This window comes from Paenibacillus polymyxa (assembly GCF_001719045.1).
In the GTDB taxonomy this organism is placed as follows: Bacteria; Bacillota; Bacilli; order Paenibacillales; family Paenibacillaceae; genus Paenibacillus; species Paenibacillus polymyxa_B.
On sequence record NZ_CP015423.1, the window covers coordinates 3,901,796 to 3,916,876 of the forward strand.

Annotated in this window: 12 protein-coding genes; 10 read left to right on the forward strand and 2 right to left on the reverse strand. The window is 44.9% G+C overall.

The window, feature by feature from the left end; all coding sequences use genetic code 11:
• Window positions 1-343 precede the first annotated feature (343 nt).
• The 8 genes from AOU00_RS17415 (at window position 344) to AOU00_RS17450 (ending at window position 10,498) form a co-directional block, all read left to right on the forward strand.
• On the forward strand, window positions 344-3,073 hold the full coding sequence (locus AOU00_RS17415; protein WP_069291199.1) for a beta-glucosidase: 2,730 nt from the start codon (window positions 344-346) through the stop codon (window positions 3,071-3,073).
• Window positions 3,074-3,248: 175 nt separating this feature from the next.
• A complete protein-coding gene (locus AOU00_RS17420) occupies window positions 3,249-4,766 on the forward strand; it encodes a glycoside hydrolase family 30 protein (RefSeq protein WP_061830593.1) in 1,518 nt (505 codons plus the stop codon).
• Between the two features lie 353 nt (window positions 4,767-5,119).
• Entirely contained in the window at window positions 5,120-5,500 is a 381-nt protein-coding gene (locus tag AOU00_RS17425) for a hypothetical protein (RefSeq protein ID WP_231109459.1), read from the forward strand.
• 263 nt (window positions 5,501-5,763) lie between these two features.
• Window positions 5,764-6,765, forward strand: a complete 1,002-nt coding sequence (locus tag AOU00_RS17430) for an ABC transporter substrate-binding protein (protein WP_061830591.1) — start codon at window positions 5,764-5,766, stop codon at window positions 6,763-6,765.
• Window positions 6,766-6,858: 93 nt separating this feature from the next.
• A complete protein-coding gene (locus AOU00_RS17435; protein ID WP_069291200.1) occupies window positions 6,859-7,872 on the forward strand; it encodes a FecCD family ABC transporter permease in 1,014 nt (337 codons plus the stop codon).
• Window positions 7,869-8,912 carry a FecCD family ABC transporter permease gene (locus AOU00_RS17440; protein ID WP_061830587.1) on the forward strand — a complete coding sequence of 348 codons (1,044 nt, stop codon included), beginning with the start codon at window positions 7,869-7,871 and terminating at the stop codon, window positions 8,910-8,912. Before AOU00_RS17435 ends, AOU00_RS17440 begins: the two co-directional genes overlap by 4 nt.
• Before the next feature lie 13 nt (window positions 8,913-8,925).
• Entirely contained in the window at window positions 8,926-9,747 is an 822-nt protein-coding gene (locus tag AOU00_RS17445; protein ID WP_061830585.1) for an ABC transporter ATP-binding protein, read from the forward strand.
• On the forward strand, window positions 9,716-10,498 hold the full coding sequence (locus AOU00_RS17450; RefSeq protein ID WP_231109458.1) for an IucA/IucC family C-terminal-domain containing protein: 783 nt from the start codon (window positions 9,716-9,718) through the stop codon (window positions 10,496-10,498). Before AOU00_RS17445 ends, AOU00_RS17450 begins: the two co-directional genes overlap by 32 nt.
• A gap of 803 nt (window positions 10,499-11,301) precedes the next feature.
• Here the strand turns inward: AOU00_RS17450 and AOU00_RS26675 are convergent.
• Entirely contained in the window at window positions 11,302-11,463 is a 162-nt protein-coding gene (locus AOU00_RS26675) for a hypothetical protein (protein WP_172828301.1), read from the reverse strand.
• 265 nt (window positions 11,464-11,728) lie between these two features.
• Between AOU00_RS26675 and AOU00_RS17460 the strand changes: the two genes are divergently transcribed.
• Complete coding sequence (locus AOU00_RS17460) at window positions 11,729-12,538, forward strand: MerR family transcriptional regulator (RefSeq protein ID WP_069291201.1); 810 nt, start codon at window positions 11,729-11,731, stop codon at window positions 12,536-12,538.
• 22 nt (window positions 12,539-12,560) lie between these two features.
• On the opposite strand, the gene AOU00_RS17465 is transcribed toward AOU00_RS17460, so the two are convergent.
• Entirely contained in the window at window positions 12,561-13,193 is a 633-nt protein-coding gene (locus tag AOU00_RS17465; protein WP_061830579.1) for a GNAT family N-acetyltransferase, read from the reverse strand.
• 600 nt (window positions 13,194-13,793) lie between these two features.
• Between AOU00_RS17465 and AOU00_RS17470 the strand changes: the two genes are divergently transcribed.
• Complete coding sequence (locus AOU00_RS17470) at window positions 13,794-14,819, forward strand: ATP-grasp domain-containing protein (protein WP_069291202.1); 1,026 nt, start codon at window positions 13,794-13,796, stop codon at window positions 14,817-14,819.
• Window positions 14,820-15,081: the final 262 nt, after the last annotated feature.

Genomic DNA, 15,081 nt, shown 5'->3' on the forward strand with positions numbered 1-15,081 from the left:
ATATGAATCATTTTTTGTGATTTAAATTAGTTAAAAAATAGTCATTAAAAAGTTACAAAAGTGTAATTTTATTATCAGTTAACTGAATTGTGAGCGCTCTCTTTTTATGGAGAAGAATGAAGGTCCTAGTGCCGTACTTCCAAAAACTTTCAATGAAATTTTCGAAAATGTACGGTAGGGTGGTAAACGTGTCACTTGAGCCATTGCGGCTTTTGCTGACTTGCTTGCTTATCCCGTGGCTCTCGATTCTTGTCGGAGCTCGCAGGATCGAGAGCCTTTGCAAGCCTGTGAGAGTTGAATAGGCATTCACCTTATGACCTAACATCAAGGAGGAATTACAAACGTGAAAGTGAAATCAACATGGTTGTTCCGTATGGTGATGATGACAGTTATCGCGGCTGTTGTGATCGGACCTATGAATATTGCAGGAGCGGCAGGAAGCCAGACAGATCGGCCTTGGATGAACACGGCCCTGTCGGCTGAGAAACGGACAGCGTTGCTGCTGCAAGAAATGACGCTGGAAGAAAAAATAGATTTGGTGACTGGTAAGGTCAACAATTACTATGGATTTTATAATAATTCGATGGGGCGGTTGGGTATTCCGGCGCTGACGATGGCAGATGGACCTGCGGGTGTGCGCATCGCCAATCCAGATGTGCAGGACAAGCAATCTACTGCGTTGCCTGCTCCAATTGCGTTGGCTGCAACGTGGGATACCCAAGCTGCCAAACAGTATGGTGATTTGATCGGAGACGAGGCTTTTAATACAACTCATAATGTTGCGCTTGGACCGGGGATGGATATTGCCCGTATTCCATGGGGATCGCGAAACTTTGAATCTATGGGTGAGGACCCGCTACTGCAATCGCAAATGGCGACCGCTTATGTCAAAGGTATACAAAGCCACCCTGTTTTGGCGACTGCGAAACATTACCTTATGAATAATCAGGAAACGGAGCGCTTCACGACGAATGTCAAAGTCAGTGACCGTGCGTTGCATGAGATTTACATACGCCCGTTCCAAGAAGTCATCGCCAAGGCAGATTTGGGAGGGGCCATGTGCTCCTTTAACAAGGTCAACGGCGAGTCTGCTTGTGAGAACAAAACTCTTTTGACGGACCTCTTGAAGAAGGAGCTGAAATTCAAGGGCTTCGTGATGAGTGATTACGGTGCGAACCTGAGTACAGTCGAATCGGCAAATAGCGGATTGGACCTGGAAACACCGGGTACACCATATGGTAAATGGGGAGATCAGCTGCTGGCGGCTGTTAAGAATGGCAAGGTAAGTGAAAAAACGATTGATGATAAGGCTGGGCGCATTCTGGTGCAAATGTTCAGCAAAGGTTTATTCGATCACCCGGCTCAAAATAATCAAATTGATGCCCGTGACCATGGCAAAACAGCCCGTCAATTGGCTGAGGAAAGTATGGTACTGCTTCAAAATAAAAACAATGCATTACCGTTGTCTAAAGATAAACTCAAGTCCATTGCTGTGATTGGCCCCGATGCAGATAACGGCACTGTGGCAGGCGGAGGCAGTTCGTTGGTGAACCCGACGTATACCGTGAGTCCGTTAGAGGGCATCCGCAATCGTGTCGGCAAAGGAGTTACCGTCCAATATGCACCGGGCACAGACCCGATCTCTGCAGGAGACATTATGCCAGGGCCATCTGCTGTTCCGTCTTCACTGTTGACTACATCTGATCAGAAAGAGGATATCAGTGTTGGATATGCGACTTATGGAGATGGCGAACAGGGGCTTCGAGGCGAATACTGGAAGAATAACAAGATGGAAGGCAATCCGATTCTTGTACGCAATGATGACCAAGTCAATATGAACCTTGGATTTTATAATTATCAGGGCTTCAATGCGAAGTCCCCTAAAGTTCCCAATACACCAACGACACTGAACGGCTTGATATCTGCACGCTGGACAGGGGCAATTGCAGCTCCCAAGGATGGTGACTATGCATTGTCATTAACCAGTTTGGGATCAAGCAAGCTATATCTCGACGATAAGCTATTCGTGGATAATCAAGGTGAAAAGCTGGGCACTACGAAGAAAAACATCTCCCTTAAAGCGGGTGAAAAGCACAAGATACGTATTGAATACCGCGCTGATTATCCGACAAATGGTCGTGATTCGGGTGGTATGGTTCGTCTGGGCTGGGAACCTCCGGTAGATACGTCAGATAAGTTGATTGATAACGCTGTAAAATTGGCAAAAAAATCGGATGTTGCGATTGTTGTTACGCGTACGTATGAGAGCGAAGGATATGTTGAGCGTTCCGATATGGAACTGCCGAACAATCAGGATCGGCTGATCCGTGCGGTTGCGGCTGCAAATCCGAAAACCATTGTCGTACAAATGAGCGGCAGAGCCGTGCAAATGGATACCTGGCAGGACAAAGTCCCTTCCATCGTACAAGCATGGTTTGCTGGACAAGAGCAAGGAAATGCTATAGCGCGCGTCTTATTCGGTGATGTGAATCCTTCTGGTAAATTGCCGGTAACTTTCCCGGTTAACGAGCAGTCTACACCCGTGTCCTCACCAGAGAAGTTTCCAGGCGTGAACGGTATAGGTGACTATTCAGATGGTATTTTTGTAGGCTATCGTGGGTATGAGAAATCGGGTATTCAACCGGCGTTCTCCTTCGGACACGGTTTATCCTATACGACATTCGGATATAGTGATCTGAAAACAAAACAGCATGCGAGTGGAAAAAAATCCGATCGTACGAGTTCCGTCGAAGTTTCGCTAAAATTGAAGAACACTGGCAAAACAGCCGGAGCTGAGGTTGTACAGGTGTACAGCGGTAAGCTTCCGACAAACGTAGAGACTCCTTCCCGTCAACTGGCAGGCTGGTCCAAGGTAGAGTTGAAGCCGGGTCAAGAGAAGAAGGTACGCATTAAGCTCGACCCGAAAGCTTTCTCTTATTGGGATGAAAAGTCCAAAGCATGGGTTATGCCAGCGGGTGAAGTGCCCATTTATGTGGGTAGCTCCTCACAGGATTTACGACTGACAGGAAGTGTTACGATTCCGGCAACCTCTACAGAAAAAGCAAAAAAGTAATCCCGTTACATTTGTTTTAAAATGGTTATATTCAAGAGAGCGCGGGCACAAGCACCGGCTCTCTTTTTGCTATCGGTATGCAAACGTCCAACAGGTATGCAAAGGGAAACCCAAGTGAAAGCTGAAATAGTAGGGAGGATGGGGACAGGCTAATGATAGGGAGAGGGGGATATAGATGAAGAAACTCCAAAAGCAACGACGTACTGACATCTGGCTGCTTATAGCTGCAGTAGCCATTTTGATCTGTGCGGTCCTGGTCAGTATGGCTATACGGAATGTTCCGGGGCCGAAAGCAGAAAATAACGTCAACATGTGGCTAACAACACCCGACCCGGCGAATCGCCTAACCCAACAAACCCCGATCCGTTGGGATAAGGATAACAGTAAAGGAAATGCAGCGAATGCGGATACACTGACGATTGAGATTAAGCCAGATATTCATTATCAGACGATGGAGGGATTTGGCGCAGCGGTGTCCGGTTCATCCGCATACCTGATGAATCATGGCATGTCTGCTAATCAGCGTGATCAGCTGCTAAATGATTTGTTTACAGCTAGTGGCATTCAACTAAGTTATATTCGCCATACCATTGGTGCCTCAGATTATTCCGTAGATGAACAGGGACAGCCTGGTAGCTATACCTATGACGATGTGGCAACAGGCAAGGACTATGAGCTGAATCATTTCTCCATCGCCAAGGATCGGGATGTGATCGATGTATTGAAGCAAATCCTGAGAAGAAACCAGGATTTAAAGATTATGGGAACCCCATGGACAGCTCCGCCCTGGATGAAATATGGGGAGCAGATTTATAACGGCTGGTATTTGGACTATACCGATCCGCGCGTCTACCAGGCGTATGCTGACTATTTTGTTCGTTATCTACAGGCTTATGCGAACGAGGGAATTCCGATTCAGGCGATTTCCATTCAAAATGAGCCAGAATTCACGACGCCCAAGTATCCCAGCATGAGTATGGGAGCAGCAGAACAGGCGAATTTTATTAAACAATATCTGGGTCCCACCCTAAATCGAAACCATTTATCTACTCACATTATTGCCTTTGACCATAACTGGGATACAGGGAGCGAATATGCCAAGACCGTGTTAGGAGATGAACAGGCTCGAAACTATACGCACGGAACGGCCTTCCATTGCTACAAAGGAGAGCCCACAGCGATGACAGATGTGCATAATGCTTTCCCTGATAAGCCTGTATATATGACAGAATGTAGTGGGGGAGCGTGGAGTCCGGGCTTTGGAGATAATTTGAGCTGGGATATGTCCAAGCTGATCATTGGTGCACCCCGGAACTGGTCGCAAAATGTCCTCTTTTGGAATATCGCACTTGACCCGTCCGGGGGTCCGACCAATGGGGGGTGCGCCAACTGTAGAGGTGTAGTGACCATCGACCCGTTAAGCGGTGCAGTTACGAAAAATGTGGAGTACTATGCGATTGGGCACGCCAGCAAATTTGTCCGTCCAGGTGCGGTACGTATTGATTCTACACATTATAGTGGGAGTATTGAAACGGTCGCCTATCGCAACCCCGACGGTACGCTTGTCCTGATTGCCGCCAATACGGGAGAGAACACAAAGACATTTAAGGTTCGGCAGGGAAATAAGGTTTTCAAATCTACCCTTCCATCCAAGTCCGCGGCTACCTTTCAATGGAATTCTACGGCTTCCTGACACGGCCTGTACATCAACGTTTTAGAGCGCTTAGCCCACGGGTGAGCGCTCTTTTTTCATTTGCTACAAAACCCAGACTGCGAAAAAAATTTAATATTGTTCAGAATTGGTTCAGAGGCGGATGATAAGATCTTTTCACTAATAACAAGAATGAACCGTTTACGGGGGATAGTCTGATGAATCAAGAAACGAATAAAGAATGGCAAAAAGTGCTGATGGTGACGTTGCTGGCAGGTATGGCATGGGGACCCCATTATTTGACTTTTTTAAGAGTCCAGCTTAAGTAGGTCGTAGGAGTTGCTGGCAGAGCGACTATATTTCAGGTTCATCAAGAACCACAGGAGGCATCTCTTTTGTTTTTTTCACAATATGTCGATGGTGGAGACGGTCGCATCGTGCTGCAATTGTTTTACAACCGAGAATGTGACTTCTCTCATAAATTAGAAGGATATGAGCTGGAGGTTCACCAATTCATGAAAAACGCGAACCGTATGAACGTATCCAGCATAGCACTATATCCGGTTAATCCAGTAATACCGTATCTGATCATAAATAGCTCCTTTTACGATTTCATGGATGTGACGAATGTTGCCTATTTTAATCAAGAGGGTCATTTCTATAACCCAAATGAATTTAATACGGTCGCATATGTACTCAAATATCATGAAACTATACCCGAAAGGTACTTATCAATATGTAGGCAGGCATACACCTTAATCGGTGTGTTTGTCTGAGCTCGCTGTCTTTTGAAGACAGGTCATGAATTCTTATAAAGGTGTAACCCATCAACTATCGTGGGTTACGCCTTTTTGAATACTGAGCATTTTGTATTGATCCAAGCCTTTACTGTACAAGGAGATTTTCAACATGAAACAGGGGCATGGGGAGTTCTTCCGCAGCAGTATCAATATGCTTGAACAATGTACCCAACTGAATTACAATACAATTGATAATGATTTTTAATATCAATTAGAATGAAAAGGGGGAGTTGGACTACATGTTTGGATTGACCAAAAAGCTACATATTTATACAGCACTTATTCTGTTGATATCGGTGCTGGCTGGTTGTGCCTCGGGTGGAACTACAGGGACAACAGACCCTTCAAGTAAGTCTGCAAGTGGTAATGAGAGCAATGCAGCAGGCAGTGGTGCGGACGAGCAGACCAGAGTTATCAAACATGCCATGGGTGAAACGACAGTTAAGGGAACTCCGAAGAGGATTGTAACCTTGTTCCAGGGTGCCAATGATGTTGTTGTTGCACTTGGTGTTAAGCCAACGGGTGTTGTGGAATCCTGGGTTCAGCAACCCGTATATAAATATTTGAGAGATGATCTGGATGGTGTGACGCAAGTAGGTCAGGAATCACAGCCGAACCTGGAAGAGATCAACAAATTGAAGCCGGATCTAATCATTGCCACCAAAACAAGACATGAGGATATCTATGATCAACTGTCCCAGATTGCTCCAACGGTAGTTACCGAGACTTTGTTTGACTGGAAAGAGACGGTAAAGACGGCTGGTGAAGCGATGAATATGAAGGAACAGTCGGACAAGTTGCTTGCTGATTGGGATGCAAGGGTAGCGGATTTTAAAGGCAAAATGGGTGACCGTCTTCCCATTGAAGCGACTATTACGAATTTTAGAGCCGATCAGGTTCGCATTTTCTATATGGGATACGCCGGAAAAATATTGAAAGAGCTTGGATTTACCAGACCGCCTGGACATGATGAAGACACCTGGGGGGTGGAGTTGACCTCGAAAGAGAACATCCCGGATATGAACGCAGATATGATCTTCAACTTTAATTCAGGCACGGAAACAGAAGCTATTGAGAAAAACTATAAGGATTGGACCAGCAGTCCGCTCTGGAAAAATCTCGATGCGGTGAAGAATAATAAGCTAGTACAGGTTGATGAGGTGGCCTGGAACATGGGGGGCGGATACACATCGGCCAACATGATGCTGGACGACCTATACAAGCAGTTCAATCTGAACTAATGGGAGCAAGACCTGCCATGTACCAGGACATTCGTATACGAAGCGTATGGGCAGGCAGGTCTTTTTGCATTTCACGGATGAAAGAGTGAGAATATGTTTCCCCTTTTTACGAAGGCAAGTACGAAAATTTATGGACTATCCGGCTTATTCATTTTGTTATTACTCGCCTGTGTAGCCAGCATGATACTGGGACGTACACACATAACATTTCAAATAGCAGTGAATGCACTACAACACTATGACGAAAGCTCAGTGGAGCATGTCGTACTTCTGACGGAACGTTTGCCACGCACAATTATTGCCGCTGTTGTTGGTGCAAGTTTGGCGGTGGCGGGAGGACTCATGCAAGCGCTAACTCGTAATCCGCTCGCTTCACCAAGTGTGTTTGGGATCAATGCGGGTGCCATCTTTTTTATCGTTATTGCCATCGTGGTGCTGTCGGTGTCCTCGCTCAGTACGATGATGTGGTTTGGTTTTGCCGGGGCAACCATCGCAACAGTGATTGTGTACGCGCTTGGGTCCATCGGTCGTGATGGTCTGACTCCCATCAAGATTGTGCTGGCGGGTACCGCTATCTCTGCACTTTTTGCTTCGTTCACACAGGCAATCCTGGTCCTGGATGGAACGGGATTACAGGACGTGTTGTTCTGGCTTGCAGGTTCAGTGAGCGGTCGAACACTTGACATGCTGTATCCTGTACTGCCATATATGACGGTTGCCGCTGTGATATCCCTGTTTATGGGTCGGGCGATCAATCTGCTTTTGACCGGTGATGATATCGCCAAAGGCATGGGACAGAACGTGCTACTGGTTAAGGTACTTATGGGAGCCGTTACAGTATTGCTGGCCGGTGGTTCTGTTGCGGTGGCCGGTTCGATTGGTCTGGTAGGATTAGTCGTACCGCATATCATGCGGGCGTTTGTAGGCAACGACTACCGCTGGCTTGTTCCCTACTGTATTCTGGGCGGCGCCATTTTGTTATTGGCGGCGGATGTGGTTGCACGGCTGATCATCATGCCGCAGGAAGTTCCGCTTGGCGTTATGACAGCGCTCATTGGTGGTCCCTTCTTCGTCTATATTGCCCGCAAAGGGGGGACGAAGATATGAGGAAGATGATTACTTTTCGCAATAAAAAAGATACGTTATCCTTGCAAATGGAGCGCAAATCGCTGCTCATTATCGGAATCTGTATGGTTTTGATATTGATTGCATCCATTGCAGGAACCAGTGTGGGTAATGATTTTATATCTCCGCTGAATGTGCTACAGACGATTTTCGGTCTGGGCGCAGGTGATCATGACTTTGTCGTGTTGACGCTAAGGCTGCCGCGTGTGCTGTTATCGTTGCTTGTTGGTGCAGCACTAGGCATGTCTGGTGCCCTCTTGCAGGGGATTATCCGTAATCCGCTCGCTTCACCGGATGTGATCGGGATAACGGGAGGAGCTGCCGTTGCCGCTGTAGGTTTTGTCACCCTGCTGGGTGGAACCATCAGTATCAAGCTGTTGCCGTTGTTTGCCATTGTGGGGGCGATGATTACCGCAATCATCATTTATCTTCTTGCCTGGAAAAAAGGAGTTAGCCCGATTCGACTAGTGTTGATCGGAATCGGAGTGTCAGCCATTACGGGGGCCGGGACCACCTTCATGCTGATCCTTAGTCCATTCTATACGGCTGGTCAGGCGTATATCTGGCTGACGGGGAGTGTGTATGGCGCATCGTGGACCGATGTTAGAACGATCATCCCGGTGATTGTAATCGTGCTTCCGTTGGCGATCTGGTTTGCCCGCAGTCTGAACGCACAGGAATTCGGGGATGATCTGGCCACCGGGCTGGGGGTCACTGTACAGCGTCATCGTTCAGCGCTGCTACTGTGCAGTGTACTGCTGGCCGGGGCTGCTGTAGCTGTCGCGGGGACGATTGGTTTTGTTGGTCTGATTGCGCCGCATATTGCCCGGAAGCTGGTAGGGCGCATGTTTGGCAGCATGCTCATCGTTTCGGGACTGGTCGGTGCCCTGCTTGTGTTTGCTGCTGATCTGATTGCCCGTACGGTATTTCTGCCGCTCGATGTTCCGGCAGGGGTATTTACCGCCGGGGTAGGAGCACCGTTTTTCCTGTATCTGTTGTTCAAGAATCGAAATCAGTTTTGAGGAGGAAAATGCTGTGAGTATTCTGGAAGCCAAGGACCTTACGATCGCCTATGGCGCAGAGCCTATTATTGAGAATTTGAACCTGACTATTCCCAAGGGGAAAACTACTGTCCTGATTGGCAGCAACGGTTGCGGGAAGTCCACCTTGCTGCGAACGATGGCGCGACTGCTGAAGTCCAGTTCAGGCTCGGTACTGCTGGATGGCGAGGAGATTGCGAAGTTGCCTACCAAGGAAATTTCAAGACGTATGTCCATTCTGCCGCAAGGTCCTTCTGCTCCAGAGGGACTGACGGTAAACCAACTGGTTCGGCAAGGGCGGTACCCACACCAGACATGGCTGAAACAGTGGTCCGGTGAGGACGAACGCATGGTCAGGCTTGCGCTGGAATCCACACATCTGACTGCTCTGGCTGATCGGCCCGTGGACGCATTATCTGGCGGACAACGCCAGCGCGCCTGGATTGCGATGACACTCGCACAGGGAACAGAAACCCTGCTGCTGGATGAACCAACGACTTATCTGGATATGACCCATCAGATTGATATTCTGGATCTGCTGTTCGATTTGAATGAACAGGAGGGGCGCACCATAGTGATGGTGCTTCATGATCTGAATCTTGCGTGTCGCTATGCTCACCATATTGTGGCTGTCCACAACAAGTCCATCTACGCGGAAGGAAAACCGGAAGACATTGTTACGCAGGACATGGTCCGCGCGGTCTTCCAGATGGAGTGCGACATTACGGTTGATCCGCTGTTTGGCACACCCATGTGCATTCCGCACGGGAAGGGAAGGAAGTTAAATGAAACCACACGCTACAGCCACTTGGCTTGATGATCAAGAGATGCAGGCCTTGGCTGCCGAATACCGTCTGACCTGGGAGCCTTCGACAGATCGTACATTTTCGATGCCATTTACGGACTTGCTGGACCCGTCCAAAAGCCTGAACTATTTGCAAGGGGTGAGAGGCATCTTTGAGACGGACTCCGAAACGGCTACTGTATCGCTCTTTGCTAAACGATATGCTTACTTGATCACAGCTTCGGGTCTCTATGCCATGTCACGCTTCAACAAAGGCCTGAATTATGAGATTGCCAACGGCACGATTGAATCCAGTTATCAGGGAGAGGCATGGCTTCCCAAGGCTCGGCTGACCGATTGGCAGACGACCTCACCAGAGGCGGATCAGCGTGACGTATGGAGAGATCAGGTGATTGAACAGATGTTCGCCGGCAATCTGGCCAAGGTATGGCAATCGCTGTCCAAGGCAACCCGGATTTCCCGTTCAGTCCTGTGGGAGAACACGGCCATTTACGTATACTGGCTCTATGAGAACAAGTTTGCCGAAGGAGCCACGCCTGAAGAAAAGCAGCGTGTCGAAGAGGACTTCCATTATCTAATTTGTGATGCACCTGCGCATCTCTTTGGTGAATCCCGTAACCCGCTCAAGCAGTTTAATACGCCCAAACGGGCAACAGCTGTCTCAGATACACCTATTCGTGTACGCAAAACTTGTTGTTTCTATTATCTCGCCGCAGATGATCCAGAAGATTACTGCCCCACCTGCCCCAAATTAAAGCATTAATACCGATGATTATCATCCACATCCCCAGCCTATACTTCATTGCATCTCATACAGCGAATAGCACAGGCAAGCTTATAACATAACGAAATTCAGAGCTTGCCTTATTTGTTGTGTGGGGGTTATATCATCAATTGAGACTAAACCATGCCTAGAATAGCTGTTTTTATAACATTAATCAAAGATATTTATAACATCTAGTAGGATAAACGTATTTTTTCTATAAGATGCAGTGAGACATTATGATTACTTGTTTAATCTTATTTTTGGAGGTGTTTTCAACTGTTTCTGGGTTTAAGTAAAGTAGCCGCACAAATGTGTTGGGGCTTTGTTCATCAAAATTATGAATAGGAGCCGTCTTGTAAGGATATGCCCAATCCGCCATTTGGGCGGATTGTCTAAGGACATGCTGCTTAAGGTATCTGGTAGATTTCGCCATGGAGCACCAATTGAGCCGCCCAAAGCATAGCATTTAGTATGTGTCGATTGTCCACGGAGGTATGTCCTATTTGTGGTTTTCTTTCAGGTGGAAACATCTTGGATTTCGTATCATGTATTCATCTAATTTTTTTAACCTATTTATTCCTCGTTGAGCAGTTTGAGGACACAGCCTAGTTTGAAATATAAAAAAACTTTTTAGGACTCTTATTTTCTCTCCAATAACTCACTATAGTAGTCGGATATTCCATTTACTCCCATTAATTTATGAGCTGGAATACCCGAAATTCTCATAACGGAAGATTTCGAAATAGCTATATCATGATTTTTCAAATATTCGATTGCTTTTTTGAGTTTTTCTTTGTTCTCTATTGTGACTCAAATTGCTCAGCAGCTTTCCAACACTTAGATATTTGAGCCTCGTCATCTTTCTCTTGAAAAGACTTTCTTGAAGCAGCAATCAAATGATTTAAACCAGAATCATGTAGTGTTTCAGGAGAAATACCACTCTGAACAAAGAAATCTTCCATAGAACACAATCTATTTTGTTTTTCACAGTCTTTTAGATATTTAGCTAGTAATGTATTTATGTTTTTATGGACGTGTGGTCCTCTCTCACGTTTCGGTAAGTTTATTAGCAAATGTTGAACTTCTTTTTGATAGTAACCGTTTAATTCCTATTTTACTAACTTCCCTGTTAGTTGAATAAGAGTACAATTTGTGATTTTATTAGGAGGACAGGAATTGATGCATCAGCACAACGACTTTCGCACATAAGACTTATCGGAGGAATTTATGGATAATAAAAGGTGCTTTTCAATTGGGGAAGTTTCTAGATTAAAAAATGTTACGATAAAAGCCTTACGTTATTATCATAATATTGGCTTGTTGATACCTACATACATTAATTCCAATAACGGTTATCGCTATTATACAATTGATCAATTCATCTATCTGGATATTATAAAAATTTGTAAGCAAAGTAATGTAAGTGTTAAAGAAATTAAAGCCTTATTTGCTAAAGCCGATACTAATTACCTTAAACTTTACTTAGAACAGAAAAAAGAAGAAATTCATAAAGAAATAAAGAAATTAGAACAACTTAATAAACGAATAGAACTATTAAGGGCAGCTATTCATTCATCTGAAGATGAACTTATGAACAATGGATTTAATATTCAGACATTTGAAGACAGATACTTTTTAAGTTTACCTACACAAGGTGGAGAACTTAATAAGATAAAGTCATTCGATAAATTAGATGAAAAATTAGGCGAATTTGCAGCCCATACGTTTCAGTATGGATTAATTTTTTCATGTCACTATGATAATTGGGAAATCAGTGATGTATTTCGTCTAATAACATCAGATGATTATAGACTACTTAAAGATACCTCTAATGTACCTGAATTACCCAAGGGAGAATATTTAACTGTTAATTGTACGAGAGATACTGAAATTGAAACATTTCAATTAGTAAAAGAATATTTGAAGAAAAACAGTTTGACGTGTAATAAGGTTTATATGTTTTATTTAGTGACAGATGTTTTTAATCAATATAATCACTTCTCCCAATTTCAAATAAGTCTAAAGCCCACCCCATAAATGAAGTGGACTGACTTTTAGCTTAAAGTTTGTATTCATAAATAAAATTTGTATTTTCGAGTTTACCGATAGGTAGATTAAATACAGTTGCTTTTTCATCAAGACGGACAAACCCATTATGATCATAGAATCCATAGTTACACATTGTGTCTGTATACAGATAAATTTTATTTGCTTTTGTATCTCTTAAGTAAGAGATGAGCTCATTAAATAATTTTTTTCCTACCTTTTTTCCTCTAGCTTCTTCAGAAACAGCAAAGAATTCTAAGCAACCCTGAAACTCATTTTCTTTTCCTTTAATTAACTTGCTGTTTGCCTCATTAGTCATGGAGGTGAGTTCAACAAATACTTTTCGTTCTATGTCATTTAGATTTAAGAGTTGTAGCAATTCACTTGTATAATCTTCTTGTAGCAATCTATAAGATGTTGCTTCACCAACTCTTGAACCAAAAATTACACCAATGACTTCTCCATCTAATGTAGCTACTCTTCCAAAAGTACTTCTGTTTAATATTGGACTTATGAACATCATTGTAACTGCTGCATTTATGATGCTCTCATCCTCGATAAAATCTTTTGCGTTCCAAGTATCTGCAATAATTGCTTTAATAGGTTCTATATCCTCTTTTCTAATGTCTCTAATATCTAAGTTCATTTTGACTTCCTCCTTTTAATTGATTAGCTTACAAATTGAGTTTAATGTCTCCTCTAATGGGGAGAGTCAAGTATTTATTGCAATGCTTTTTTTCAACTAACCGTTTATTGAATAAAAAAAGCTCTCCTTATTTCAGGAAAGCCGCCAATAGTATAATAAAAATGTAAATTCCCTAAAATAGGCCCGTAAGTATATTGAAAAAGAACAAAATTCTGCCGACGGTTAATACTACAAGTCGATACTCATCTTGTTAAAATATCTTTTTTCATTTTATTCCCGTCTTTACTCGCTTTACGGGCATTTGCGTTGTCTCATTTGGATGTTATAAGCTGTCTCATTCGATAATTTAATTAGTCTCAATTGATGTTATAACCCACATTGTGCCCATTGTTCCATGTACAATCCTTCATTTGGGGATTCTCTCCCTGCAAAAACATCTTTTTTTTCCTAAAAAGCTTATTATTGACAAGGTGAATGAAATTGCCATAAAATAGATTTTGTTTGAAAATGATAATCATTATCAATATAGTTTCCATCAAATCAATCCGATGAAAGCACAACCAGGAGCGAACGCCTTCATTCGGTCGGGGAGGATTTTCATTGTTTCCGAAAGGAATTCATAATCTGCAAAACCGACTCATCATAAGCAAAGCAAGAGAAATGGGAATGAACTGCGAGCCACTTCTCGCAGAATGTGAAGATTTTCTGGAATTGTCCTATGGGGACAAGCGCAGAGTCATTAATAAAACCAGATCGCATCGTCTACCCTTGATCGCTGGACTGCTCGCTAAGAACAAGCAGGTATGTAATATGCTACTGCATGAGCGGGGAATGCCTGTGCCGCCGTTTATCGTTATCAAGGCAATGGGTGACAAGGCAGCGCAGTTTCTGAAACTGCATCGTTCCGTTGTGGTGAAGCCGCTGGACGCAAGCGGCAGTGCAGGTGTGACACTGGACGTTCGAACAAACGAGGAACTGGAAGCGGCTATTGCCCGGGCGGGTACCCATAGTAACAGCATCATGCTACAGCAATTCATAACGGGTTTGGATTATAGGGTACTGATCATTAACGGGGAAGTGGCAGCAGTAAATGAGTATCGGCCTGTCTTTGTAGAAGGGGACGGCACCTCAACCATCCGGGCGTTGATTCGAATGTTGAATCATAAGCGAATCCAGCAGACCCGTATAGGGAAGTTCGAGGCCTTTCCCAAGATTGATGAAGACGCAGAGCCTTTGCGAAAGGTTCTGCTTGGACAGGGAATCACGCTCGAGGAGGTACCTGCGGCAGGAAGAGAGATCGAGCTATATGATCTTCGCAATTCGGCCGCCGGAAACATCAGTGAGTTTTATGTGGACTGTACGGAAGCGATTTTCCCTGATAATGCACAAATGGCAATTAAAGCCGCAGAAGCTCTCCAGATTGATGTGGCTGGCATTGATATCCGTTGTGGGGATATCGGCCAGCCGCTGACAGCAGATCAGGGAGGCATTCTGGAAGTCAACGCATTGCCGGACCTGACGCACCATGTCTTTCCCTTTGGGGGAACCACACGTGATGTCGTCCGATTGTACCTGGAATATCTTTTTCAAATGGAACATCATTTCGAAAAGTCGATTGCAGAATAAGGGCAATTCATTGCCTGTTATGGCTCAATGTCCCGCTTACTTTGTTCTCGCGCCTATGGTGTGGTCGGTACATTCGAATGTGTGTGCCCACCCGCCGCAAGCGGTGGCATCCATCCAGCATTCTGCTGCTGGTCACCAGTGCAGGTCTCTGGATGATAGGTCTGCTAAAGACTTGCCGGGGTCGGAACACCAGCGAATATGGCCCGATGGGCGGCACTGAAAGAGGTTAGTAGGCTCTCGGCTGTGCCATCCTGTTGGCCTT